Origin of the sequence: Psychroflexus sp. ALD_RP9, assembly GCF_017311165.1 — a bacterium.
Taxonomy (GTDB): domain Bacteria; phylum Bacteroidota; class Bacteroidia; order Flavobacteriales; family Flavobacteriaceae; genus Psychroflexus.
Genome location: NZ_CP062973.1, coordinates 2222334 through 2248262 on the forward strand (window position 1 = coordinate 2222334; position 25929 = coordinate 2248262).

At 31.9% G+C, this 25929-nt stretch carries 20 protein-coding genes; 12 read left to right on the forward strand and 8 right to left on the reverse strand.

The window, feature by feature from the left end; genetic code table 11:
• Positions 1–23 precede the first annotated feature (23 nt).
• Positions 24–1472 (reverse strand): glyceraldehyde-3-phosphate dehydrogenase, encoded by a 1449-nt coding sequence (locus tag IMZ30_RS10505; RefSeq protein ID WP_207038258.1) that lies wholly within the window; start codon positions 1470–1472, stop codon positions 24–26.
• Between the two features lie 147 nt (positions 1473–1619).
• Between IMZ30_RS10505 and IMZ30_RS10510 the strand changes: the two genes are divergently transcribed.
• The 4 genes from IMZ30_RS10510 (at position 1620) to IMZ30_RS10525 (ending at position 7287) form a co-directional block, all read left to right on the forward strand.
• A complete protein-coding gene (locus IMZ30_RS10510) occupies positions 1620–2909 on the forward strand; it encodes an NAD(P)/FAD-dependent oxidoreductase (RefSeq protein WP_317194390.1) in 1290 nt (429 codons plus the stop codon).
• A gap of 122 nt (positions 2910–3031) precedes the next feature.
• Entirely contained in the window at positions 3032–5482 is a 2451-nt protein-coding gene (gene lon / locus IMZ30_RS10515) for an endopeptidase La (protein WP_207038259.1), read from the forward strand.
• Between the two features lie 131 nt (positions 5483–5613).
• Positions 5614–6624 carry a type IX secretion system protein PorQ gene (gene porQ / locus IMZ30_RS10520; protein WP_207038260.1) on the forward strand — a complete coding sequence of 337 codons (1011 nt, stop codon included), beginning with the start codon at positions 5614–5616 and terminating at the stop codon, positions 6622–6624.
• Positions 6625–6669: 45 nt separating this feature from the next.
• On the forward strand, positions 6670–7287 hold the full coding sequence (locus tag IMZ30_RS10525) for an acyloxyacyl hydrolase (protein WP_207038261.1): 618 nt from the start codon (positions 6670–6672) through the stop codon (positions 7285–7287).
• Here the strand turns inward: IMZ30_RS10525 and IMZ30_RS10530 are convergent.
• Entirely contained in the window at positions 7282–8268 is a 987-nt protein-coding gene (locus tag IMZ30_RS10530; protein ID WP_207038262.1) for a formimidoylglutamase, read from the reverse strand. The genes IMZ30_RS10525 and IMZ30_RS10530 overlap by 6 nt on opposite strands.
• Positions 8258–9499: an imidazolonepropionase gene (gene hutI, locus IMZ30_RS10535; RefSeq protein ID WP_207038263.1), complete on the reverse strand. Its 1242-nt coding sequence runs from the start codon at positions 9497–9499 to the stop codon at positions 8258–8260. The genes IMZ30_RS10530 and hutI overlap by 11 nt, the downstream gene beginning before the upstream one ends.
• Before the next feature lie 187 nt (positions 9500–9686).
• On the opposite strand from hutI, the gene IMZ30_RS10540 reads away from it, so the two are divergent.
• The 8 genes from IMZ30_RS10540 (at position 9687) to IMZ30_RS10575 (ending at position 20099) form a co-directional block, all read left to right on the forward strand.
• The gene (locus tag IMZ30_RS10540) at positions 9687–10325 is read left to right on the forward strand and encodes a peroxiredoxin (protein ID WP_207038264.1); all 639 of its coding nucleotides are present in this window, start codon (positions 9687–9689) and stop codon (positions 10323–10325) included.
• 50 nt (positions 10326–10375) lie between these two features.
• Positions 10376–10690 (forward strand): thioredoxin family protein, encoded by a 315-nt coding sequence (locus IMZ30_RS10545; RefSeq protein WP_207038265.1) that lies wholly within the window; start codon positions 10376–10378, stop codon positions 10688–10690.
• Positions 10671–10922 carry a DUF6952 family protein gene (locus IMZ30_RS10550; RefSeq protein ID WP_207038266.1) on the forward strand — a complete coding sequence of 84 codons (252 nt, stop codon included), beginning with the start codon at positions 10671–10673 and terminating at the stop codon, positions 10920–10922. The genes IMZ30_RS10545 and IMZ30_RS10550 overlap by 20 nt, the downstream gene beginning before the upstream one ends.
• A 134-nt stretch (positions 10923–11056) precedes the next feature.
• Positions 11057–13534: an FtsK/SpoIIIE family DNA translocase gene (locus tag IMZ30_RS10555; protein WP_207038267.1), complete on the forward strand. Its 2478-nt coding sequence runs from the start codon at positions 11057–11059 to the stop codon at positions 13532–13534.
• Complete coding sequence (locus IMZ30_RS10560) at positions 13518–14189, forward strand: LolA family protein (protein WP_242529658.1); 672 nt, start codon at positions 13518–13520, stop codon at positions 14187–14189. The genes IMZ30_RS10555 and IMZ30_RS10560 overlap by 17 nt, the downstream gene beginning before the upstream one ends.
• A gap of 4 nt (positions 14190–14193) precedes the next feature.
• Positions 14194–15720, forward strand: coding sequence for an LptF/LptG family permease (locus tag IMZ30_RS10565; RefSeq protein WP_207038268.1), 1527 nt, complete (start codon positions 14194–14196; stop codon positions 15718–15720).
• 26 nt (positions 15721–15746) lie between these two features.
• Complete coding sequence (gene ribB, locus IMZ30_RS10570) at positions 15747–16877, forward strand: 3,4-dihydroxy-2-butanone-4-phosphate synthase (protein WP_207038269.1); 1131 nt, start codon at positions 15747–15749, stop codon at positions 16875–16877.
• 126 nt (positions 16878–17003) lie between these two features.
• Entirely contained in the window at positions 17004–20099 is a 3096-nt protein-coding gene (locus IMZ30_RS10575; RefSeq protein ID WP_207038270.1) for a T9SS type A sorting domain-containing protein, read from the forward strand.
• A gap of 77 nt (positions 20100–20176) precedes the next feature.
• On the opposite strand, the gene IMZ30_RS10580 is transcribed toward IMZ30_RS10575, so the two are convergent.
• From IMZ30_RS10580 to IMZ30_RS10600, 5 genes are all read right to left on the reverse strand, one after another.
• Complete coding sequence (locus tag IMZ30_RS10580; protein WP_207038271.1) at positions 20177–20932, reverse strand: LytR/AlgR family response regulator transcription factor; 756 nt, start codon at positions 20930–20932, stop codon at positions 20177–20179.
• Between the two features lies 1 nt (position 20933).
• A complete protein-coding gene (locus tag IMZ30_RS10585; protein WP_207038272.1) occupies positions 20934–23741 on the reverse strand; it encodes a histidine kinase in 2808 nt (935 codons plus the stop codon).
• Between the two features lie 136 nt (positions 23742–23877).
• Complete coding sequence (locus IMZ30_RS10590) at positions 23878–25134, reverse strand: Y-family DNA polymerase (protein WP_207038273.1); 1257 nt, start codon at positions 25132–25134, stop codon at positions 23878–23880.
• Positions 25122–25574 carry a LexA family protein gene (locus tag IMZ30_RS10595; protein ID WP_207038274.1) on the reverse strand — a complete coding sequence of 151 codons (453 nt, stop codon included), beginning with the start codon at positions 25572–25574 and terminating at the stop codon, positions 25122–25124. Before IMZ30_RS10595 ends, IMZ30_RS10590 begins: the two co-directional genes overlap by 13 nt.
• 138 nt (positions 25575–25712) lie before the next feature.
• On the reverse strand, positions 25713–25907 hold the full coding sequence (locus IMZ30_RS10600) for a hypothetical protein (RefSeq protein WP_207037649.1): 195 nt from the start codon (positions 25905–25907) through the stop codon (positions 25713–25715).
• Positions 25908–25929 lie beyond the last annotated feature (22 nt).

Genomic DNA, 25929 nt, shown 5'->3' on the forward strand with positions numbered 1-25929 from the left:
TGAAATCAAAAGAAACAAACATTCTAATAGTAAGTGAAACGTCTTACATTAGAAATATATTTAGCCAACCTGATTACTTGGTGGCTGTATCCATATTCGTTGTCGTACCAAATATATAAAATGGCATTATTAGATTTACCTTCAACAATTGTAGCGTAACTATCGTATATTGATGGTGCTGAAGTGCCTACAATATCACTTGATACTAATTCATTGTCTATCGAATATTTTATTTGTTCTACCAAATCACCTTCTAAAGCAAAAGACTTAATGCAAGCGTTAAGTTGGTCTTTAGTCGTTGGTTTATCAAAAGTTAAATTCAAGATGGCGAGTGAGCCATTAGGAACGGGAACACGAATTGCAGATGAGGTTAATTTACCCTCAAGTTTTGGTAAAGCTTTAGCTACAGCTTTTCCTGCACCAGTTTCGGTAATTACCATGTTAAGAGCAGCAGCGCGTCCACGACGATATTTTTTATGCATGTTATCAACTAAATTTTGATCGTTGGTGTAAGCATGAATCGTTTCTAAATGTCCATGAGATACGCCAAAAGTATCATCAACTGCTTTTAAAATAGGTGTAATAGCATTAGTTGTACAAGATGCTGCTGAGAATATATCAACTTTTTCTATATCATGCTCGTTTTGGTTTACACCGTGAACAATGTTAGGTACTCCTTTACCTGGCGCTGTTAAAAGTACTTTTGCAGCACCTTTAGATTTTAGGTGTCTACTTAAAGCTTCATGATCTCTAAAAGCGCCTGTGTTATCTATAATAAGTGCATTATTAATATCATATTTTGTATAGTCGATATCTTCAGGAGCGTTGGCAGAAATCATATGAACTGTTGTATCATTTATGATTAACGCTTGATTTTCTACATCGACAGAAACAGTACCGTTAAAATTGGCATGAACTGAATCATTATTGAGTAGTGAAGCTCTTTTCTCCAATACAGTTTCATTAATTTCACCGCGTGTTACAATGGCTCGTAAACGCAATTGATCACCTTTACCTGTCTTTGTCGCTAATTCGCGTGCTAAAAGACGACCAATCCTACCAAATCCATATAATACAACATCTTTAGGCTCAAGTTTGTTAGCTAGTTTTGCATCTGCTAATTGTTTTGAAACAAAACTAACCGCATTGTGAGCATTAGATGGCTCTAGCTGAAACTCATAAGTTAATTTACCAATATCTAATTTTGAAGGAGGTAAGTCTAGATTTTGAATAGCCTCAGCAATTTCAACTGAGTCGAATACAGAAATTGGCTTGCCAACAAATTCGCCAGCATATTCGTGTAAACTTAATATTTCACTTGCATTTTTGTTAATTAGAGAGTTTCTAAATAAAACTAATTCTATAGATTTATCATAAAATAAATCATTAACAATGTTGATGAATTTAACAGATGATTTTCTTCGATTAGCTTGAAAACTAAGCTCTTTCTCATAATTGTTGGTTGTGTTCATGTTAGCAGAGTAATAATGAAATTTGTGGCAAAAATAGAGATATTTTTAATTCACGAAAACGATTTCGTAGATATTTTATTGAATATTTCAACTAGCAAACGATAAAGTTTGTATAATTTTTTTTCAAATTTCAGTTTAAACTTTAATTTGAGAAAAAAACATATGTTTCCAGAATCAAATTCAGAACGAATTGTAATAATAGGTGGTGGCTTTGCCGGAATTAACTTGGCTAAATCATTAAGCAATACTGCTTACCAAGTTGTATTGCTTGATAAACAAAATTATCATGCTTTTCAGCCGTTGTTATATCAAGTAAGCACTTTTGGCTTAGAACCAGATTCAATCGCATATCCATTAAGGAAACTTTTAAATAAAGCTGACAATTTATATTTTAAACTCGCAGAGGTTACTTCAATTAATTGTGATCAAAAGCAAATTCATTCAAATATAGGTAAAATCAATTACGACAAGTTGGTAATTTGTACCGGCACTAAAATTAATTTTTTTGGTAACGATGCTATAAAAAAGCATGCCTATTGGATGAAAAGTGTTTCTCAAGCTTTAAATTTAAGAAGCCGAATTTTAGAAAATTTAGAGAAGGCTTCTAATGCTGTTGATGAGGAAGAAAAAAAGGCTTTGTTACGTTTTGTAATTGCAGGTGCAGGACCAACTGGCGTTGAATTGTGTGGTGCTTTGGGTGAACTTAAACAACATATTTTTAAAGAAGATTACCCTGAATTTGATAGTGATGACATTGAAATTATTTTACTTGAAGGACAATCTCGTGTTTTACCTGTGATGTCTAAAACTTCATCTCAAAATGCTGAAAACTATCTCAAAAAACTTTCAGTTAAAGTTATTACCGATGTTATGGTAACCAATTATGATGGTTTTGAAGTAAAAACTAATCAAGATGAAGTGTTTTCTACTTATAATTTTATTTGGAGTGCTGGCGTAAAAGGTGCAACAGTTGAAGGTTTAGACCAAGATGCAATTGTAAAACATCGCTACAAGGTTAACGAATTTCATGAAGTTGAAAATGCTAAGGATATATACGCTTTGGGAGATATTGCCCTGATGCAAACTTCAGCATTTCCAGACGGACATCCACAAGTTGCACAACCTGCAATTCAACAGGCTAAAAACTTAGCAAATAACTTTAAAGCCGCATTGAAAAACAAAAAACCAAAAGCTTTTGAATATTTCGATAAAGGAACAATGGCAACAATAGGTCGACATAAAGCTGTAGTCGATTTAAATAAAACAACATTATCTGGCACAATTGCTTGGTATATCTGGATGCTTGTTCACCTGTGGTTTTTAGTTGGCTTTAGAAATAGAATTATTACTTTTGCCAATTGGATTTATAATTACATTAAATACGACAAAGGAGCAAGATTAATTATTCGCAAGTCAAAACCAACTGCCAAATTGTAAATTGGCATGCCTATTGTCTATATATAATGCGAATGTAAAAAATACATTCTCTATTCTTAAAAATCAAATTATTACAACAATTGTTAGTTTTCAAAAACTGACAAATTGACTAAAACATTACTATGGCTAAATCAAACATATTTAATATTGACAATTTGTCATCACAGGATATTGAAGAAGATGCAGAGTTAATCCCATTGATGACTACCGAAGATGAAGAGTTAATCAATAAAGAGGACTTACCTGAAGTTTTACCAATTTTACCATTAAAAAATACGGTATTATTTCCAGGTGTTGTGATTCCGATTACGGCAGGTAGAGACAAATCAATTCAATTAATTAACGATGCTAACAATGGCGATAAAATTATTGGTGTAGTTACTCAAAAAAATGAAGATAAAGAGCAACCTAATCTAGAAGATATCAATAAAGTTGGCGTTGTTGCAAGAATTCTACGTGTATTAAAAATGCCTGACGGTAACACAACTGTTATCATTCAAGGTAAAAAACGTTTCGCAATAAACGAATTAGTTGAAAGTGACCCTTATCTAAAATGTAGCATTTCAGAAGTGCCTGAAAAACGTCCCAATTTGGTAGATGAAGAATTTTCGGCTATTATAGATTCTATTAAAGATTTATCTTTACGTATTATAAAAGATAGTCCTAACATTCCTTCAGAAGCTTCGTTTGCAATTAAAAACATCGAGAGTTCTTCATTTTTAGTCAATTTTGTTTCATCTAATATGAATTTAGACGTTGCAGATAAGCAAGAACTACTCGAAACCAACGACTTGAAAGATCGAGCATTAGCAACTCTTAAGTATATGAATTTAGAGTTTCAAAAGCTCGAACTCAAAAATGATATTCAGTCTAAGGTGCAAAATGATATGAGCCAACAACAGCGTGAATATTTTTTGCATCAGCAAATGAAAACAATTCAAGAAGAATTAGGTGGTGTTTCTCATGAATCTGAAATTGAAGAAATGCGACAACGCGCCAAATCTAAAAAGTGGAACAAAAAAGTAGACGAGCATTTTCAGAAAGAGTTAGCTAAAATGCAACGAATGAATCCACAAGTTGCTGAATTCTCTATTCAAAGAAACTATTTAGATTTATTTTTAGACCTGCCTTGGAATGAGTTTAGTAAAGATAAATTTGATTTAACTAAAGCTCAAAAAATTCTTGATCGCGACCACTATGGTTTAGAAGACGTAAAAAGAAGAATTATTGAATATTTGGCCGTTTTAAAGTTGCGAAATGATATGAAGTCTCCAATACTTTGCTTGTATGGACCTCCAGGTGTAGGTAAAACATCACTTGGTAAATCAGTTGCAGAAGCTTTAGGTAGAGAATATGTTCGTATCTCACTTGGCGGACTTCGTGATGAGGCCGAAATAAGAGGTCATAGAAAAACATATATCGGTGCCATGCCAGGGCGAATTATTCAAAGTTTGAAAAAAGCTGGTACGTCTAATCCAGTTTTCGTATTAGATGAAATCGATAAGCTGAGTAATTCTAACCAAGGAGATCCATCTTCAGCATTATTAGAAGTGCTTGACCCAGAGCAAAATAGCGAGTTTCACGATAATTTTTTAGAGCTTGGCTACGATTTATCGAAAGTCATGTTTATAGCTACCTCAAATAATTTGGGTACCATTCAGCCAGCTCTACGTGATAGAATGGAAATCATCAACGTAAACGGTTATACTATCGAAGAAAAGGTCGAAATAGCAAAACGCCACCTTTTACCTAAACAAATTAAAGAACATGGACTCAAGAAAAACCAAATTAAAATAGGTAAACCTCAGTTAGAAAAAATTATAGAAGGTTATACGCGTGAGTCAGGTGTTCGTGGTCTTGAAAAACAAATTGCAAAAGTTGTACGTTACATCGCAAAATCTATTGCAATGGAAGAAGAACATGATGCAAAAATAAATAATGACAAATTAGTTGAAGTTTTAGGTCCAGCAAGGCTTGAGCGTAACCGTTACGAAAATAATGATGTCGCTGGAGTTGTTACTGGTTTGGCTTGGACGAGTGTTGGTGGTGATATTTTATTTATAGAATCAATTTTATCTAAGGGTAAAGGTAATCTTAATATCACAGGAAACTTAGGTAAAGTCATGAAAGAGTCGGCAACTATTGCAATGGAATATATTAAAGCTAATTCAGAAAACTTTGATATAAACCCAGATGTTTTCTCGAATTATAACGTGCATATTCATGTTCCAGAAGGTGCAACTCCAAAAGATGGTCCTAGTGCAGGAATCACGATGTTAACTTCATTAGTTTCATTGTTTACACAGCGAAAAGTTAAAAAGAGCATTGCTATGACTGGTGAAATTACACTTCGAGGAAAAGTGTTACCAGTAGGCGGAATTAAAGAAAAAATCTTAGCCGCCAAGCGTGCTAAAATAAAAGAAATTATTCTATGTACAGACAACAAAAAAGATATTGAAGAAATTAAGGTTGATTATTTAAAAGGCTTGAAATTTCATTTTGTAAGTGATATGTCTGAAGTTTTAGAAATCGCTTTAACTCAACAAAAAGTAAAAAACGCAAAAGTACTTTAAAATCGAGCTAAATTTCACATTAAAACCAGTGATTTGACTCAAATCACTGGTTTTTTAATACTTTTGCTTTATATAAAATATTCAACTTATTTTAGCGTTTTTATGATTACCAAATACAGTTGTCAACATTCATGAGAATTTTAATCGGTTTAATTTTAGTATGTTCTACTGCATTTGGTCAAATAGGTGGTCGCAACACCTATGAGTTTTTAAACTTACCGAATTCACCAAAAATTTCTGCACTTGGGGGTAAAAATATAACACTTGTAAACTCAGATCCAACAAGTGCTATTTCTAATCCAGCAAATATTAATTATTTAATGGATAAGCAATTAAGCCTTAATTACATGAATTATTTAGCAGATGTTAATTATGGTACAGCGGCATATGCTTATTTATTAGATCGACGAACTCAAGTTATTCAAGCTAGCGTGACCTATATCAATTACGGTAATTTTGATGGTTATGATGAGTTTGGAAATAATACACAAGAATTTTCTGGAAACGAAGCTGCTTTTCAGGTAGGTTACGCATCACAAATTGGTAGAAGTGATTTTTACACAGGTGCTAATATAAATTTAATTACTTCAAAATTAGAGCAATATAGTTCATTTGCAGCAGCAATAGATTTAGGCTTGACCTATAAATACGACAAGTGGGATTTAGTTATTTCAGGGGTAATTAAAAATCTAGGCTACCAATTTAAACCATTTAATGAAGTTCGAGAAACACTACCATTTGAAATTATTCTTGGGATTTCTCAACAACTTAAAAACGTACCAGTACGTTGGCATATTACGTATGACCAAGCACAAATATGGGATGTAGCATTTAGAAATACTAACCGAGATGAAGTTGATTTAGAAGGTAATTTAGCCCCAGATGATCCAAGTTTTTTTAATAATATTTTAAGGCATACAATAGTTGGTCTTGAATTATTCCCCGAAGGCGGATTCAACATTCAATTAGGATACAGCTTCAGAAGAGGCGAAGAACTTAGAATTATAGATCAACGTGCCTTTGCTGGTATATCAGGTGGTTTTTCTATAAGGTTTAATAAAGTTAGATTTAATTATGCCTATTCGCGTTTTAATCGTGCTGGTGCTTCAAATTTTATCGGCTTAGGAATAGACTTATATTAATCTATTAACTTCAACATTATTTTGCATTCTAAACGTTTTTTTTATTTGCTTTTTATATGTTTAGGATGCTTACAAATATCTCGAGCTCAATTTCAATTTTTTTCAGAAAGTCGAAAAATTGGAATCAGTTTTGGGGAAGGTCAACAAAATAGATTTCCATATCAGAATGACAATTACCGTTTTGAACATCAACACCTAAAGCTAGCTTTTAATCAAGTTTTTTATAAATCTGCTCATTTTGAGTTAGAGTTACAGATTGAGCCTGTTTATTATTGGTCTAAACACCAATTACTTAATAAGTATTTTATTCAACCACAACACTTTACAGATTATGAGTCACTGCGTGAAAAATATACACAAGAGCGAAAATTTAATAGTTATGCGGTTAACTTTGGGGTAATTTTAAGGCATTACGTTTCTCAATTTTATAGTCTATATGCTTTAGCAAGTGTAGGACCAATGTATAGCGATGCCGGTACTGAGCGCGTTAAAAACGGTTTTACATTTACAGATATATTAGGTTTTGGCTCTAGTCTTCATCTTTATCGTTTTCAAATAGATTTACGTTTATATGCTAAACACGATTCTAATGCCAATTTAAAAACACCAAATCACGGCCATAATTCAGTTGTTGTTGAAACAGGAGTTTTGTATAGATTATGATTTATTTTTTCTGATATAGTCGCTTACAAAATAGGCGAGTGCTTTACCTGAATTGAAATAATTAGATGGTTGTGCTTCACAAATATGAAGGTATTTAGATTCACTGTTTCGCGTTACTTTAATAAACGTTCTTATATCAGCCATTGAAAAACCACTAGGTGTCGAGGCGCTAGTTGGAAAATTTTCGATTGCATCACAATCTAATTCTAAACCGAATTTGTTGTCTAAGAAGTTCATCATTGACTTGAAGTGTACAGTTTTATCTAATGTTGTGAGGTGCACTAAATTTTCAAATAAATCAAATTTCATTTTTTTATCTCCTTCAAATTCTTGAAAGATATCATCAGAGGTGTAATTTTTGTGTAAACCAAAAACAGCATACTTATCTAAAAATTGATGAGCTCTAGCGTATGAAAATCCGTTACCGCTATGCCGATGTTCTAAATCTCTGTAATCTGTGTGTGCATCTATATTTAAAACATTTATTTTTTGGTCTAAAGCTCGAGAAACACCTTTAATAATAGGGTAGGCATTGTTATGGCCACCACCTATTACAATCGGAGTTTTTCCTAGGCTTACAATTTGTTGTATAAGTTTACTCACTGCTTCATCAAGTTCTTGAACTAAGTCACCAAAAACTTCAGCTTGTTGAGGTAATTCTAAGTTTAAGGCACGTTCTTGCTGTCTCGAAGTATCGAATTCGCCTAAAATAATAACATCTTCAGGATGATTATAGCTGTTTGACTGAATATTTAAAAATGCTTTTAAAAATTCTTTCCACATTAAATGCGCATTAGATGCACCGTAATTTGCTCGAATACCAATGTTTTCTGGAATACCTAAAATTACAAATTCTTCATCTCGTTTATTGAGTTCTTCGAGAGAATTTAAACAAGTGATTGACTCGCCAAATTTAACTTCTCCAGAGCGTACTTTTGTAAATTTATTTAGTTGTTGAGGTGTTAATATATTAAATGTCATGTTCTTGAAGTTTACCATTAATCCAAACTTGATCTATTGAATTAGTACCAAAGGCGTATGGTAAAAATCCGTATGAAGGTATAGATTTTGTTACTATAAAGTTGGCTTTTTTGCCTTTTGCAATACTTCCGACTTCGTCTTGAAGTTCTAGTGCGAATGCGGCATTAACAGTTGCGGCATTAATAGCTTGCTCGGGTGTTAACTTCATTTTAATGCAAGCTAAAGAGACAACGAAATTCATGTTACCGCTTGGTGTGCTTCCTGGATTGAAGTCTGATGCAAGCGCTAATGGAATTTCAGCATCGATGAGTTGTTTTACAGGTGTATAATTAATGCCTAAATAAAATGAACATGATGGTAAAGCCACTGCAATAGTATCTGCTTTTTTAAGGTGTTGAATATCTGTTTCAGTTAAGACTTCTAAGTGGTCAATACTAAGAATGTTATGTTTAGTAGCTAATTGAATACCACCAAAACTTTTAAACTGATTAACGTGTATTTTAGCTTTTAAACCATATTGTTTTCCTGCTTTTATGATGCGCTTGGTATCTTCTAAATCAAAATAACCGTCTTCACAAAATATGTCTATATAGTCAGCTAAATTTTGTTCAGCGACCTCAGGCAGGATATGCTGAATAACATATGAGATATACTCTGCAGAAGTTTTAAATTCTTTTGGTTGAGCGTGAGCCCCTAAAAAGCTAGCCTTAATAGGTAGGTTGTAATTTTCTTTAAGTTTTTGAATTACTTTTAGCATCTTAAGTTCAGCTTCTTTTGTAAGACCGTACCCAGATTTAATTTCAACAGCGCCAGTTCCTAATTGTATAACTTCTTTAAGGCGTACTTCAGATTGTTGGTATAATTCTTCAAAACTTGTTTGTTGTAAAGTCTTAGCTGAGTTTAAAATACCACCACCGTTTTGAGCAATTTCAGTATAAGTTTTACCCTTTATTCGGTCTACAAATTCTTGTTCACGATTGCCTGAGTAAACAATATGTGTATGGCTATCTACCCAAGTCGGTAATATGAATTTCCCGTTGCAATTCATTTCTTGGTCAAAATGAAGATTAGGTAGGCTTTTCATTTCGCCGAAATCAATAATTTTTTGATCCTCAATTAATAACCAAGCTTCGTCTATTTTAGGGAGTTTATTAAAAGCTGCGCCTACTAAAACTTGTTTAGTTTCACGAACTTGTAATAATGATTTAATGTGTGTAAATAATATACGCATAGAATTATTTAAGTATTACAATGTTAATGATTTTCTTTAAACTTTAATAATTTAAAGACTTTCCTACACCGATTTCAGTACTATAAGATTTATCTATGAAGATATAATTAAAAGATAAGTTAAAACGATGTTTAAATCGAACTTAGCCCTTATTTTTGTATCAAATAATCAACTAAAAAATAACATTATGTCAATTGTAGGAAACAAATTTCCAGATTTAGTAGTCAATGCCATGGATGAAATGGGTGACACAATTCAAATTAACATTTTAGAAAAAGCTAAGAAAGAAAACAAAAAAATTGTTTTATTCTGGTATCCTAAAGATTTTACTTACGTATGTCCGACTGAGTTACACGCTTTTCAAGAAGCTTTACCAGAATTTGAGAAACGCAATTCAATTGTAATTGGCGCTTCTTGTGATACGCCAGAAGTTCACTTTGCTTGGTTAAACACTTCTAAAGACGATGGTGGTATTGAAGGTGTTACTTACCCAATTCTAGCAGATTCTAATCGTAACTTGAGTAGTCGTTTAGGAATTTTAGACACAACCAATGAGCGTTACGATGATGAAACAGGCCATATTACTGTTGATGGTGACAATGTAACTTACCGCGCAACTTATTTAATAGATGAAGAAGGAACAGTATTTCATGAAGGAGTTAACCACATGCCTTTAGGTCGTAACGTTAATGAATTTATTAGAATGATCGATGCGTATGCTCATGTTCAAAAACATGGTGAAGTTTGTCCTGCAAATTGGGAAGAAGGTAAAGATGCAATGAAACCTAATAGAGAAGGAACAGCGTCTTATTTATCAAACAAGTAAATTAAAATCATGCCAAGACCATAATTGGTCTTGGCTTTAAAAAATAAGTTATGTTTAAAGAATTAGATGAAGATATTTTACAAGAAGAAGTTAATGATAACGAAACTGTAATCGTTCAGTATGCAGCTTCATGGTGTGGCAATTGCCGACTTATGAAGCCAAAATTTAAAAAGCTAGCTCGTGAAAATGAAGATGCATCTTTTATTATTGTTGATGCAGAAAAATTTCCAGAATCTAGAAAACTTGCTAATGTGAATAACTTACCAACATTTGCTACATTTAGAAATGGAAAATTTGTCAATCAAGTACAAACTAACAAATTTGAATCATTAAAAGAATTAGTCGATGAAGTTACCAATAATTAAACACTTTCAAAAAAACAATGAGTCTCAAAAGCTTGAACATACTATTGAAGTTTTAGAAAGTTTTTGTGAACACAGATCAGTTAAAGACCACGAAATGGATGTTGTAGGTGAAATTATTACTAACATCGCTGGCGCAATAGAAATGGATAAGCTCATTAAAGAAGAAGGCATGTCTGAAAAAGATGCAGCCAATACATTTGCTAAGCGTGTCTTAGGTTCTATAGATCAATAAAAGAAGCAAATTTTTGCTTCTTTTTTTTGGTCTCAGAAAACTTCATTCCTTCAATATCTCTGCTTTTGTTTAACTTATTTTAGATTTGGCCACAAATACTTTTATATTTGTACTTTTAAGATCTAAGATTTTTCATGGCCAAAACAAAATCTAAAAAAGCGGCTTCAAAAGCAAAAAAAACAGCAAAGCCTAAGTTTAAATTAACTAGAAAACACCATATCATTTTAGGGAGTTTTCTATTTTTTTTCTCTGTAGGTTTGTTAGTCGCTTTCATTTCGTTTTTATTTACTTGGCAATTAGACCAAAGCATTGTTACTTCTAATCAGGCTGTAAGTGAACCCAAAAACTGGTTGAGTATGTTTGGTGCAAGCATTTCTCACTTTTTAATCTTTAAAGGTTTTGGTGTTGCTATGTTTAGTTTGCCATTTATGTTAGGCTTAACCGGGTTAAAACTATTTTTAAACCTTGAAAATCTTAAACTTTTAAATATTTGGTTTTGGGGTTGTTATGTGATTTTACTATTATCCCTATCAATGTCTTATTTTGCTAATGATTTTCCTGTTTTAGGCGGAATTGTTGGCTTTGAATTGCACGAATTGATCACCAATTACATTGGTGCTATAGGTTTATTATTGCTACTTATTTTTATGTTAATTGTATATTTAGTGGCTAGAATTAATCTAACACCTGAAAAAGTAGCCCAATTTTTTAATAAGAAATCTCAATCAGTTCAAGCTGAGTTTCAAGAAAATACAAATCAAAACGCTACGGCTAATCAGTCCCAAGATTTTACAAATATAAATTCTGAAGAGCAGTCAGCTTCAGATGAAGTTTCTGATAATGATTCAGCCGAAGAAGCTTCAACTGAGACACAAGCTAACGAGGTAGAATTCGAAAATTCACTAGAACCAAAAAATCAAAATTCAAGTTCAACAGTTTCAACTCAACCTGAGCAAAATTCCACTGAAACTAAACCGCAAGAAACTGAAAAAGTTGTTATCAAATCAAAAGATGATGATTTAGGAATGGAAGTTGAAGCCGCCAAAGAAGAAGATGAAGATGATGTCGATACAAAATCTAAAAAAATAGTCGAAAACTTTGGTGAATTTGATCCTACATTAGAACTGTCTAATTACCAATTTCCATCTACAGATTTACTTGAAGATCATGGCTCTGGAAGTATTAAAATTGATCAAGCTGAGCTTGAAGCCAATAAAAATAAGATTGTAGATACCTTAAATAATTATAAAATAGGTATTGCGCAAATTAAGGCAACTGTTGGTCCAACTGTAACATTATACGAAATTATACCTGAGGCAGGTATTCGTATTTCAAAAATTAAAAATTTAGAGGATGATATTGCTTTATCTCTTTCAGCCTTAGGTATCCGTATTATTGCACCAATTCCAGGTAAAGGTACCATTGGTATTGAAGTTCCAAATCAAAACCCTGCTATTGTTTCCATGAGAAGTGTGGCAGCTTCAAATAAATTTCAAAATGCTGAAATGCAGTTGCCTATTGCTTTTGGGAAAACGATTTCTAATGAGACATTTGTGGTTGATTTAGCTAAAATGCCTCACTTGTTAATGGCTGGTGCCACAGGTCAAGGTAAATCAGTTGGGTTAAATGTTATTTTAACCTCTTTATTGTATCAAAAACATCCAGCTGAGGTTAAATTTATTTTGGTAGACCCTAAAAAGGTAGAATTGACCTTGTTTAATAAAATAGAACGTCACTACTTAGCTAAACTTCCTGATACTGAAGAAGCTATTATTACTGATAATACTAAAGTAATTGACACCTTAAATTCTTTATGTATTGAAATGGATGCACGTTACGACTTGCTTAAAGATGCAATGGTTCGTAATATATCTGAGTATAACGCGAAATTTAAAAAACGAAAATTAAATCCTGAAAATGGACACCGATATTTACCATACATTGTTTTAGTTGTTGATGAGTTTGCCGATTTAATCATGACCGCTGGTAAAGAAGTTGAAGCACCAATCGCCCGTTTGGCACAATTAGCTCGTGCTATTGGGATTCACTTGATTATTGCTACTCAGAGACCTTCTGTGAATGTAATTACAGGGATGATAAAAGCTAACTTTCCGGCAAGAATTGCTTTTAGAGTGACTTCAAAAATAGATTCTCGAACAATTTTAGATGCAGGCGGTGCAGACCAACTTATTGGTCGTGGTGATATGTTGTTTACACAAGGTAACGATTTAATCCGTTTACAATGTGCTTTTGTCGATACGCCCGAAGTTGAAAAAATTACCGAATTTATTGGGTCTCAAAAAGCATATCCTGATGCCTATCAATTACCAGAATATAGTGGCGAAGATTCACAATCTACATTAGCGAATGACATAGACGAACGCGATAAATTATTTGAGCAAGCAGCTGAAGTTATAGTGACAGCTCAGCAAGGTTCGGCATCGTTATTGCAAAGAAAACTGAAACTAGGGTATAACCGCGCTGGACGAATTATAGACCAACTTGAAGCAGCAGGAATTGTAGGTCCGTTTGAAGGCAGTAAAGCACGGCAAGTAAATGTACCAGACTTAATGGCTTTAAAACAATTATTAGAAAATGAAAAGAACGCATAACATTATGAAATCAACTTTTTTAACTAGTTTAACTCTCTTACTATTTTTAAGCTTTAATATTAAAGCACAAAGTGATACTAAAGCACAAAATTTAATTTCAGAAGTTTTATCTAAAGTAAAGTCGTACGATAATATTCAGGTTGAATTTTCATACATATTAGAAAATACACAAGAAAAACTAAAGCAAGAAACTAGAGGTAGCTTAAGTTTAAAGAATGAAAAATATTTACTTAATCTTATGGGAACAACTCAGCTCTTCGACGGTGAAAAAATTTATACCATTATTCCAGAAGACGAAGAAATTACCATATCAAGCTACAACCCTGAAAACGACAATCAACTCACACCTTCAAAAATGCTTACTTTTTTTGAAGAAGGCTACATTTACAAAAATGATATTTTACAAAATAAAGATGGTCGAAAAATTCAGTATATAAAACTCATTGCTAAAGATTCTGAAGCTGACATGCAAGAAGCTTTAATAGGAATAGACCAAATGACTAAGCATATTTATAACTTAATTCAATCTCAAGATAACGGAACTCGTATTGAAATTAGAGTGACTAAATTTAAGCCTAATCAACCTCTGTCAAGTAATATGTTTAGTTTCGATGAGTCACGTTATCCAGATTATTATATCAATAATTTAGATTAAACTATTGAAAATACTTGATCGTTACATTTTAGTTTCATTCCTAAAAACCTTTATTGCGGTTTTTACGATCTTGATGCTTATTTTTATCTTACAAGCTGTTTGGATGTTTATTTCAGATTTAGCAGGTAAAGATTTAGGGATTTGGATAGTTGCTAAATTTTTATTTTTCTACTCACCAAACTTAGTGCCGCTTGTTTTACCACTTACCATATTAGTGAGTTCAATTATGACTTTTGGTAATTTTTCGGAGCACTATGAATTTGCTGCTATGAAATCTTCAGGAATTTCGCTGCAACGCGCTATGCGTAGTCTTTCAATATTTATTGTTTTATTAGGTATTTTAACCTTCTTTTTTAGCAATAATGTTATTCCTGCTGCCGAATTTAAAGCTGGTAGCATGAAACGAAACATAGCAAAAGTACAACCAGCGATGGCTATTGTAGAAGGTGCTTTTAATGATGTTGGTGATATCAATATTAAAGTCAATAAAAAATCTGGTGAAAACGGTAATCAGCTAGAAAAAGTTATTATACATAAGAAAAGCGCCAATCGATCAGGAAATTATACCGTCATTAAAGCCGAGAGAGGCCAACTTCAATCTGAAGAAAATTCAAATACCTTGTCTCTCGTATTATTTGATGGGAATTATTATAACGAGATCATTCCTTCTTCATTTGAAGAACGCCGTAAACGCCCATTTGTAAAGAGCGAATTTGAGCGTTATGTCATCAATATAGATTTAACTCAAGTAAATAAAGTTGATATTGATGATGATGAAAATCATCCATTTAAGCAATTAAATATCAATGAATTAAAAACACAATTAGATTCGTTTTCAACCGATTTTAAAAACAATTTAAAACGCTATCAGAAAAGTATTAATCTTAGAAATGGTTTATCAAGAATAGTTGAAGTTGATAGCTCTGCCAATTATAATAAACTTAAACTACCGTCATCAAAATTTGCCAAAAAAACAAAAGCAGATTACGAAGCAGTTAAAAAGCTTTCAAACACAGCAAAAAATAATGTTGATTCTATTTTAAATTTATACAATACATCTCAACAACAGCAATTGCTAAGCATTGCTATAAATACTATTAATAGTATTTCACCGCAAATTAGTGCTCGTCAAAATTTATATAAAAATCGTACTATTTTTTTAAATAAAATAGAGATGAAACTTCATGACAAATATGCGCTTGGCTTTGCATGTGTTGTGTTGTTTTTTGTTGGCGCACCATTAGGAGCCATAATTAGAAAAGGTGGTTTAGGTTTACCCATGATTGTTGCTATTGTATTATTTTTGGCTTACCATTTTATTGATTTATTTGCAGGAAATAGTGCAGAAAGTAATAAAATACCTCCTTTTTTAGGTTCGTGGCTTTCAACCATAATTATGTTACCACTTGGTGTTTATTTAACCTATCGAGCTACAACAGATCAAGGTTTTGTCAATTTAGACGTTATTACGGTACCGCTTCAAAAATTGTTAATTAAACTGAAATTGAAAAAGCCAAATAAAGAAGATTAATAACTTTGAATCTTAAATAAAACTAAATGAGTCAAGCTATAAAGTTAGATAGTATTCAAGATGCTATTGAAGATATTAAAAAAGGAAAAGTTATTATCGTTGTAGATGACGAAGATCGTGAAAATGAAGGTGATTTCTTAGCTGCTGCAGAAGCCGTTACCCCTGAAATGATTAATTTCATGGCCAAATATGGTCGCGGTTTAATTTGTTCACCATTAACCGAAGGTCGTTGTAAAGATCTTCATTTACATACCATGGTAGGCAATAATACCGATCCAATGGAAACTGCTTTTACCGTTTCAGTTGATTTAAGAGGTCAAGGTGTAACCACAGGGATTTCAGCTTCAGACCGAGCAAAAACAATTAAAGCATTAACAGATTCTTCAACCAAAGCACATGATTTAAATCGTCCTGGACATATTTTTCCACTTATAGCCAAAGAAGGTGGCGTTCTAAGAAGAACTGGCCATACTGAAGCAGCCATCGACTTTGCAAGACTAGCAGGCTTAAAACCAGCTGGTGTGATTTGTGAAATCATGAATGAAGATGGTACAATGTCACGTTTACCTCAGTTAGTTGATGTTGCTAAAGAACACGACCTAAAACTCGTGAGTATTGAAGATTTAGTAGCTTATAGAATGTTACATGATTCTTTAATTGAGAAAAAAGAAGATTTTGATATTCATACTAAATTTGGGAAATACCGTTTAAGAGCTTACCAACAAACGACTAATAATCATGTGCATTTAGCATTAACAAAAGGCACTTGGGAAGCCAACGAAGAAGTTTTAGTTCGTGTAAATTCTACTTTAGTTAATAATGATATTTTAGGGACGTTAACCAATGACGCCGATAAAAAACTTGATGACATGTTTAAAACTTTAAATAAACATGAATCAGGTGCAATTGTTTTTATTAATCAAGATACACAAGGGTTAAATTTATTAGGTAGACTTAAAGTTTTAAAAGAAAATCAAGCTAACAAAAAATACAAAGCACCTAGCGTAGCAATGGATCATAAAGATTTTGGCATTGGGGCACAAATCTTACATGATTTAGGCATTCATAAAATTAAATTGATGTCTAACTCTAAACAACAAAAACGTGTTGGAATGATTGGCTATGGTCTTGAAATAACAGAGTATATCACCTATTGATTTCTATTTGAAGTCTACTCTCTCGTCATTTAGAAAGAAATTAGAACTATTCAGAAAAAAGCAAATTGAAAACCTTTAATGATACTGTTTTTTTGTAGTTGAAAATTAATTTTAATCTCAATTACAATGAAAAAAACTTTATTCTTATTTTCAACTTACTTGTGTTTAGGTTTGCTTTCGGCGATGGCCCAAAATGTGAACATTCCAGACGCTAATTTTAAAAGCTATTTATTAGCAGACACAGCCATTAACACCAATAGTGATTCAGAAATCTATGTGGCTGAAGCACAGGCTTTTACAGGAACTATATCTGCAACAGGACTTGGAATTACAGATTTAACAGGAATTGAAGCTTTTGTGAATATTACCACATTAGAGGTGTATTCAAATAGCCTAACATCTTTAGACGTTAGTAATAATATTAATTTAATACGATTACACTGTGCAGATAACCAAATTACCGAATTAGATGTTAGTAACATACCTTCATTAAATCAAGTTCATTGCCAAAACAATCAATTAGAAGAGTTAAACATAGCCAATGGTCGAGGTGCTGCGTTTACATACATGAAATCTTATAACAACCCTAATCTTACTTGTATACAAGTAGATGCTGGAACTGTGCCACCGGCTAACGTAGGTTTGTATGATGTGGGTTGGACTAGAGATCTAGAAACTAGAGTCGTAGAAGACTGTAGTACAAGCATTACTTACGTGACCATTCCAGATCCCAATTTTAAGTTTTATTTAGTCGGTAACAATACTATTAACACAGATTATGATCAAGAAATATCTGTTGCAGAAGCTCAGGCGGTTACAGGAGCATTAGATGTAAGCAGTTTGGCAATTTCAGATTTAACAGGAATTGAAGCTTTTACTAATCTTACGGAATTAGATTGTAGTAATAATGCAATCGCGGCTTTAGATGTATCAACTATTACAGGGCTTACCAATTTAAATTGTAAAGAAAATAATATTGCTAATTTAAATGTACAAGGAACTTCTTTAGTAACTCTAGATGCAGAAGATAATAGTTTAACGAGTTTAGATGTTTCAAATTTAGCAACCTTAACAACTTTAAATACCAGATCAAATAATATTTCAAATTTAAATCTTCAAGGTGCAATTGGTCTTGAGGTTTTAGATTGTAGTGATAATAGTTTATCTACTTTAAATGTAAGTTTAAATACAAACCTTATGGATTTAAATTGCAGTGATAATAACTTAACAAATGTAGATGTTACTAATTTAACAGCTTTAACAGCTTTAAATATTAGTGAGAATGCCATCTCATCGATTGTACTTATTACGAATTCAAATTTAAATACATTAATAGCAAGCGATAATAATTTTGCAAGTATTGATGTATCTAATAATACAATGTTAACTGATTTAATTGTGGCAAGTAATAGCTTAACAAGTTTAGATATTACTAATAACACAATGCTTACTGCTGTAGATTTCCAAGATAACTTAATCAGTAACCTAGATATTAGCAATAACCCTAGTTTAACTAGAATTCACGCAGCTTTTAACCAATTTACAACGTTTGATATTAGCGCATATCCTCAAATAGATCAATTGTTAATATATGACAATCAGCTTACTAGTTTAAATGTGGCTAATGGCAATAACCCTAATTTTGTATATATGAAGGCATACAACAATCCTGATTTAACATGTATACAAATAGATTCAGGATATACACCAAACCAAGTAAATATATTTAGTTTCGGTTGGACTAAAGATGCAACTACAAACTACAGTGAAAATTGTATTCCTACAGTGTATTATGTTAATGCAAATGCTTCAGGGAATAACGACGGAAGCTCTTGGACTGATGCTTTTACTAGCATTGAAGATGCACTAAATAATGCATTATTAAATGATGAAATTTGGGTCTCTAGTGGTGTTTATACGCCAGCAACAGCTGCTACAGTATTAAGGTTAGATTTGGAAAATTTAAAAATTTATGGTGGTTTTGATGGTACTGAGTTAGCCTTAGCAGACCGAGATTTAACTAAAGTGCTTACTGATAATGCGACTATTATTTCTGGAGATATTAATGGTGATGATATTGAAGGAGATTTTGCAGCTAATAAAACCGATAATGCCACAACATTAGTAAGTCTTGAAGATAATAATATCATTTTTGATGGTTTTGTACTTCAGAATGCGTACACCTCTGGGTCTAGTCCAGTTATCGCAACTAATACCAATGTTACCAATTTTACTTTAAAAAATACATGGATTACAGAAAATTATAGTGAAGGCTTACTATTAGATTGGAGAAGATTTTCTGGAGACTTGGTAGTTGAAAATGTAGCTATAACCAATAATACTAGTAATAATGGTGTTGTTTTGGTTGAACATAGCGTTTCAAATTCAAATGAGTTAACGTCTCATTGGTCAAATATTCTATTTACAGATAATACGTATAATTCAGATTTTGGTGCTATTTGGTTTAGAAGAAATACGACTTCAAATGGTAATAGAAGTGTAGTACACTTTTTAAATAACGCTACCATTGTAAATAACGTTAACAACCACGCAACTGTACAACAAGTCATTAATGTTAGTGGAAATGGATGGATCCGTTTAGAAACAAGAAATAGTATTTTATGGCAAAATAAATATAATGGAAACCAATTTAGTATGGTAGATATTGAAAACAGTAAAACAAACGAAGGAGATAGCCAAACCATTAATGTATATAATACTATTGCACAGGTGACAGCAGCTGCTACTTCTGGGACTTTCAATACAACTAATTTAACGCTGTTAGATCCATCAACGGACAATTTAAATTTAGATGCTGAATATAAACCAACGACGGCTTCAAATTATATCATAGATCAAGGTGATAATTCTTATTATGATACTACAATTTTTGCAAGTTTCGATTTATCTGGAAACGATAGATTTTTCAATACTGCTATAGATTTAGGAGCTTATGAGTATAATTCTAACTTAGGATTAGAAGATATTAATTATTCAAGAAACTCTATTAAATTATATCCAAACCCAACAACACATAATATAAATGTGAAGTCTAATGAACGTATTGAATCTTTAAAAATTTACGCTTTAAACGGTACAGTTTTAAGAGAAACTAAAAGCAATACAGATTTCATGAATGTTTCAGACTTGCCAACAGGAATTTATATCATGAAAATTAAAACATCTTCAGGAACAGCTGTAAAAAAGTTTATTAAGCAATAAACAAACTTTTTTGTAATGAGAAAGGCTTACTAAATTTAGTGAGCCTTTTTATTTGTTTTTAGTTCTGAGGATGATTTTTATAAAAAAGTCTCTCTAAGTAAGGCTGTAAAATCATCCTTTCGTGACCTAGATATAGGAATATGTATGGTATTGTCTAGAAGAATATAGTCACCATCTTTCTTAATAAATTCTGTCATATAATTTAGATTAATTAAGTAGGAACGATGTGGCTTAAAGAAAAACTTATTTTGAGATAATTGCTCCACAAAATGCTTCAAGGGTTTACAGATTAATCGCTTTCTTTGATCTTTTAAGATAACATTGGTGTACATGCCATCAGCTTCAAAATATAATATTTCATCAGGTTCAGCAAAAATAATCCCATGTGGGACTTCAAGCGCAATTTTTTTCACTTTTAATTCATTGAGTGCATTTTGCAAACTTTTTATTTGAGAACTTAACCTATTTTGTTCAATTATTTTAAGGGCTTTATTTATAGCAATTTCAAGTTCGTCGGGATCTATAGGTTTCAGTAAATAATCGACAGCCGATAGTTTAAATGCTTCCGTAGCATATTGCTGATAAGCCGTTGTAAAAATGATTTTAAAAGGATATTGTTCTAAATCAATATGATCTAATATTTCTAACCCTGAATACTCAGGCATCTCGATATCTAAAAAAACAATTTTTGGAGATTCTTTTTTTATAAGCTCAATACCATCTAAAAGATTATTGGCAGTAAATAATTGTTCGACGTCTATATTTAAATCTGCAATAAGTTGTTTTAATAAGCTTTGCGCTTTTACTTCATCATCAACAATAAGTATTTTCATTTTAATAAGGAATATGTATAGTTACTTTTGTGCCACCTATTTTGTTGTCTTTCGAGATGTCTTCTATAGAGATTTTGATTTGATTAGTGTTAATCCGATTGTATAAATTAACACGTTCGTTATTAGCTGTCATAGCAAAAGAGGCAGGCTTGTTTAGACGTTTTTGATTAATTTTCATGGATTCATCTCGACCAATTCCATTATCAATAATTTCACAAACTAAACTACTATTTTTTATAGATTTAAAATTGATTTGTAAAATTCGATTGTCTTTTTTGTGCAATAATCCATGTTTAATTGCATTTTCAACATAAGGTTGAATAAACAATGATGGAACTTTAATTTTCTCCAGTTGAAGTGCTTGGTCTACAACAATATTGTAAGTTAAAGTATCTTCGAATCTAAGCTGTTCTAACGACAAGTAGAGTTCTAATGCTTGAAGTTCTTCTTGAAGGTTAATCGTATTTTTTTGACTATGATTTAAGTAAATACGTACCAATCTTGAGAATTTAATTAAATACTTACTTGCTAATTTTTTTTCATTAGCCAAAATATAATCTTGAATAGAATTTAAAGCATTAAATATAAAATGTGGGTTCATTTGAGAACGTAAATTCTCTAATTTTAATAAGTTCACTCTCGACTCTAAAATTGCTTTTTTGAGTTCTTCTTCTTTCTTGAGATCTCTTTTTTTACCGATGAATTTATAGATAATTAAGATGACTAGTAAGGTTAAACCTATGACAAGCGTCACGAACCACCATGTTTGCCAAAAAGCTTTCTTAATTGTAAATTGATATTTAGCAACACCTTTACTAAAGTTATTGTTGTAAATTGTTTTAACCTTAAAACTGTATGATCCAGGAGGTATATTAACGTAGCTTATACTTTGTATACCAATATCAGTATAATTCCAGTTGGTTTCGTAGCCGTCCAGTTTATAGCCATAACTGTAAAGTTGATTTGCATTAAGTCCTGTTGCTTGAAATGTAAATTTAATATCTCTCTGATTATATTCTAAAGTATTATGTTGAACTGATTCAAGATGATTAATACCAATTTGCTTAATTCGAGGTGCTGGTATAATGTAATTATTAGGTGAATAATGTGCTGCACTTTTGAAGTATAAAAGTTGATTTTTAGTTTCAATCAACATCGAATTTCCTAAACTAAGTAATTTGTAAAAATGTGAATTGTAATTATTAAATATGCTGAGTAGTTCTAAACTGTTTTTACTCTCATCATAGACAAAAATATTATCTGAAGTTGAAATCCATAGTCGCTCTTGTTCGTCAACTGCTATTGAAGCGATCGATTTGTCCTTAAATCTACTTTGAAGTTTGAAAGCTTGCAAATTGCCTTCTGATGAAATTTTATAAAGCTTATGATCAAAGGTAGTTATCCATGTATGGTTTGAGTTTGAGTTGGCAAATTGAGAGACATAAATACTGTCTAATATCTTTTGTGGTTTTAGTGACTTTAAACCATATATTTTTAGACCTTCAACAGTACTTATAAAAATTTGTTTAGAGGTTTTATTAAAATAGCCTGTATTAGGCCTAATTGAATCAAGTAGATAATCTGTATTTTTAGTTTTAATTATACTCTTATTATAAGGTAAATATAACAGGCTATCTTCGCTAATTACTTGAAGTGCTTTAGCAACAGCATATTTACTCCCTAAATTTTTAATTTGTTTTGAATTTAAATTATAGCTAAAAGATGCTTCGTTGGTACAGCTTATTAGTAACTCGTTACTAGCGGCTAGGTAAAGCATCTTACTAATATTAACATTATGCGGTAATTTTACATGGTCTTCAATTTCTCCATTTTGTAAGTTTTTAATTATAAACTCACCTTTATTGTTAGCAACAGCAAGTTTATTTTCGTTAATCTGTTGTAGTTCACTTAAGGAGTTGTTATTGAAATTTAGGTTAAGATTTAAAAATTGAAAGTTTTTTATAATGAAAATTCCATCATTTAAACTAGAATACCAATAATTGTTATTGAAATCGCGAATAACATCTGTAATTGTATATGTTGCTAAGACATGTTTTTTGACGATAAGCTTATTAGCTTCTACATCGACTAAAAAAGCACCATTTTTTGTTAATAGCCACTGTTCTTTACCAATTTGTTTTGATTTAATTATACTTGTTTCACTAAGCTTTTCATCTAACTCAAAAAATTTAGCAGATTTAATATGGTAAAGTTGATTGTGTTTAGCTGTAATCCCATAAACATAAACATAAACATCACCTTGAATTGTAAGTAATTGTGCTTTTTTTTGACTAAAGTTAAATTGTTTAAGAACAGATTCAGATTTAAAGTCTTTTAGATGTCCTAATTGGTTGATGTAATAGTTTTCATTTCCAGTTGAAATACTACTGATTACCTGATCTTTAGTAATTTTTTTCACCTTAGAATCTGGTGTAATCTTGAAAATTCCTTTTTCTGAAAAGAGTTTAATATCCTTTTCAATATAAAAGTTTGCTAGGTCACCGCCTAATTCTTCTTTTAAGTCAGCTTGAAGTTTTGGATTTATAGATTGATAGTTAATTTTAAAAAGTTGTCCGTAAATATTATTATACCAAATATTGTGTTGATTTAAGCTTAAGTTAAATACTGCATTTCCTTTTTGTTTGGGGTGTCTAATATTAGTAAATGCTTTACCATCATAAATAAATAAGCCTTGATCTGTAGCTAACCAAATCTTATGATCTTCATCTTCAATAAGACTATATATGGTTGATGTTGGTAGACCAGCAGTTTCATCTATCTTTTGATAGGCTGGCTTGTCTTGACTCATAGCAAATTTGCTCAGCAGTAAAGCAATCCAAAAATATGTGATAAGCTTATTCAAACGAGGTTTTTATCTATCTTTCAAAAATAGATTATTCTCATCATTTTTAGCTTTACTTTTTTTAAATGGTGCCTAAATATTGCTAACTAACTTCAATAACATCTTTAAGTTTTGTAGTATAGGCTTTAGAAAGATGTTCTTGACGCATTTTCCAGATTTTTTGTAGATCTTGGCTTCCAAATTTAACACTGTGTTTTCCCCAATGACTGTTGAGCTGGTCAATATGTTGCATTAGTTTGCGGTGTTTAGGATTTTCGTCACTAAAAAGGCATGTTTGTCTTGACTTCTCTGGACTTAAACCCATCACTATAACACCTGCTTTTTTATACTTGTATTCTGGTTTGTAAATTGCCTTTAAAGCCGTAATAGCATATTTAATTAAACTAATACTTGAATTGGTGGGATGTGTTGTTTTAATCGTAATTCCATTATTATATTGTGGAACTTTAGCGTTAAACCGATTGCTTTTTAAAAAGACGTAAACGAGCTCACAGCAACTCTCTTGTCGTCTTAGCTTTTCGCCACAAGATACAGCAAAGCTAGTCACACGTTCTTTAATATAATCAAAATCATCATACTCATAGCCAAATGATCGGGTAGTAGCAATGGCCTTTTTATGAGTGACTTCATCAAGTCCTAAGGTAACTTCACCTTCTAATTCTTTTTTGAGGCGCAAACCCACAACACTCATATGTTTGCGCGTCCAATCGTCAGGTAACTGTGTGAATTCGTAAGCTTTTTGTAAGCCTAACTGTTGTAGGCGTTTAGCATGCTGTTTTCCAATTCCCCAAATATCTTTAATGTCTAGCCATTTTAAGGCTTTAATTCGCTGTTCTTCCGAATGCATTATATAGACACCATCAGTGTGTTTAGGAAATTTTTTAGCAATGCGATTAGCTAGTTTACTAAGAGACTTTGTAGGCGCAACTCCAATACTTATCGGAATTCCAGTACAGCGCTCAACTTTAAGTCTCATATATTTTAAATGTGACTGTAAATTAATATGTTCAAATCCATTAAATTTTAAAAATGCTTCATCGATACTGTAAACTTCAACGTCAGGTGTAAACTCACTTAAGATATTCATTACTCGTGCACTCATATCGCCATAGAGCTCATAATTTGACGATCTTACAGCAATATTCAAGCGCTTAAATGTTTCCTTAAATTTAAAAGCTGGCGCACCCATCGGAATACCTAAATTCTTAGCTTCATTACTACGTGCAATTACACAACCATCATTATTAGATAAAATAACAAGAGGTTGATAGCGTAACTCAGGCTGAAAAACCCGTTCGCACGAAGCGTAAAAGTTATTACAATCAACTAGCGCAAACATGAGACTTGTAAAGGTTTAATAACGGTGGTTACTACACCCCAAATATTAAAATCGTCTTCCGGAGTTACTTCAATAGGTTGGTAAGCCTCATTTTCAGGTACTAAATATACATTTTCCTTAAAAATGTGTAAACGTTTTACAGTAAACTCACCATTAATAAGGCATACTGCAATTTGTTTATGCTTAGGTTCTAAGCTGCGATCTATAATTAAGTAGTCACCATCACTTAAACCTGCATTAATCATGCTATCGCCGCTAACACGACCAAAAAATGTAGCATTAGGATGCTGTATAAATGTTTTATTAAGGTCTATGCTTAAATCAATAAAATCATCGGCAGGACTTGGAAAACCTGCACTAATACCAGTTTCTGTTATGGGAATTTGTATGGTACTCGTAGTATCAATTCTTTGAATGTTTGTAATTAAACTATGTTGCATGAATCCTTTTTATATATTTCAAAATTAGGATATATTCCTTAATAAAGGAAATAATCCAAATAATTTAACGTCTGTTGAAATAAAAAAAGCGACGCTCAATACTGAACATCGCTTTTAACTTTGGTTAGGATACTATTTTTACTTTTTCAGTTTTTTAATCCCTAAAAAAGCGCCCACTGCAATGGCTAGTGGTATTAAAAAATGAATCGGTGCCGCAGGCGTGTCACTTACCGTGTCTTCAAATCCAATGGCATCTTCTAATGCTTGTGCATTTAACTGTACGGCCACTAAAACCATCATCATTAATAATGCATATTTATAAGTATGTCTCATGTTTTTCTGTTTTAATGTTTTG

Coding starts and splice junctions, on each gene's coding strand:
- IMZ30_RS10505 (WP_207038258.1), bottom strand. CDS start 1,472: ATGAACACAACCAACAATTATGAGAAAGAGCTTAGTTTTCAAGCTAAT.
- lon (WP_207038259.1), top strand. CDS start 3,032: ATGGCTAAATCAAACATATTTAATATTGACAATTTGTCATCACAGGAT.
- porQ (WP_207038260.1), top strand. CDS start 5,614: ATGAGAATTTTAATCGGTTTAATTTTAGTATGTTCTACTGCATTTGGT.
- IMZ30_RS10530 (WP_207038262.1), bottom strand. CDS start 8,268: ATGACATTTAATATATTAACACCTCAACAACTAAATAAATTTACAAAA.
- hutI (WP_207038263.1), bottom strand. CDS start 9,499: ATGCGTATATTATTTACACACATTAAATCATTATTACAAGTTCGTGAA.
- IMZ30_RS10540 (WP_207038264.1), top strand. CDS start 9,687: ATGTCAATTGTAGGAAACAAATTTCCAGATTTAGTAGTCAATGCCATG.
- IMZ30_RS10545 (WP_207038265.1), top strand. CDS start 10,376: ATGTTTAAAGAATTAGATGAAGATATTTTACAAGAAGAAGTTAATGAT.
- IMZ30_RS10550 (WP_207038266.1), top strand. CDS start 10,671: ATGAAGTTACCAATAATTAAACACTTTCAAAAAAACAATGAGTCTCAA.
- IMZ30_RS10555 (WP_207038267.1), top strand. CDS start 11,057: ATGGCCAAAACAAAATCTAAAAAAGCGGCTTCAAAAGCAAAAAAAACA.
- IMZ30_RS10560 (WP_242529658.1), top strand. CDS start 13,518: ATGAAAAGAACGCATAACATTATGAAATCAACTTTTTTAACTAGTTTA.
- ribB (WP_207038269.1), top strand. CDS start 15,747: ATGAGTCAAGCTATAAAGTTAGATAGTATTCAAGATGCTATTGAAGAT.
- IMZ30_RS10575 (WP_207038270.1), top strand. CDS start 17,004: ATGAAAAAAACTTTATTCTTATTTTCAACTTACTTGTGTTTAGGTTTG.
- IMZ30_RS10580 (WP_207038271.1), bottom strand. CDS start 20,932: ATGAAAATACTTATTGTTGATGATGAAGTAAAAGCGCAAAGCTTATTA.
- IMZ30_RS10585 (WP_207038272.1), bottom strand. CDS start 23,741: ATGAGTCAAGACAAGCCAGCCTATCAAAAGATAGATGAAACTGCTGGT.
- IMZ30_RS10590 (WP_207038273.1), bottom strand. CDS start 25,134: ATGTTTGCGCTAGTTGATTGTAATAACTTTTACGCTTCGTGCGAACGG.
- IMZ30_RS10595 (WP_207038274.1), bottom strand. CDS start 25,574: ATGCAACATAGTTTAATTACAAACATTCAAAGAATTGATACTACGAGT.
- IMZ30_RS10600 (WP_207037649.1), bottom strand. CDS start 25,907: ATGAGACATACTTATAAATATGCATTATTAATGATGATGGTTTTAGTG.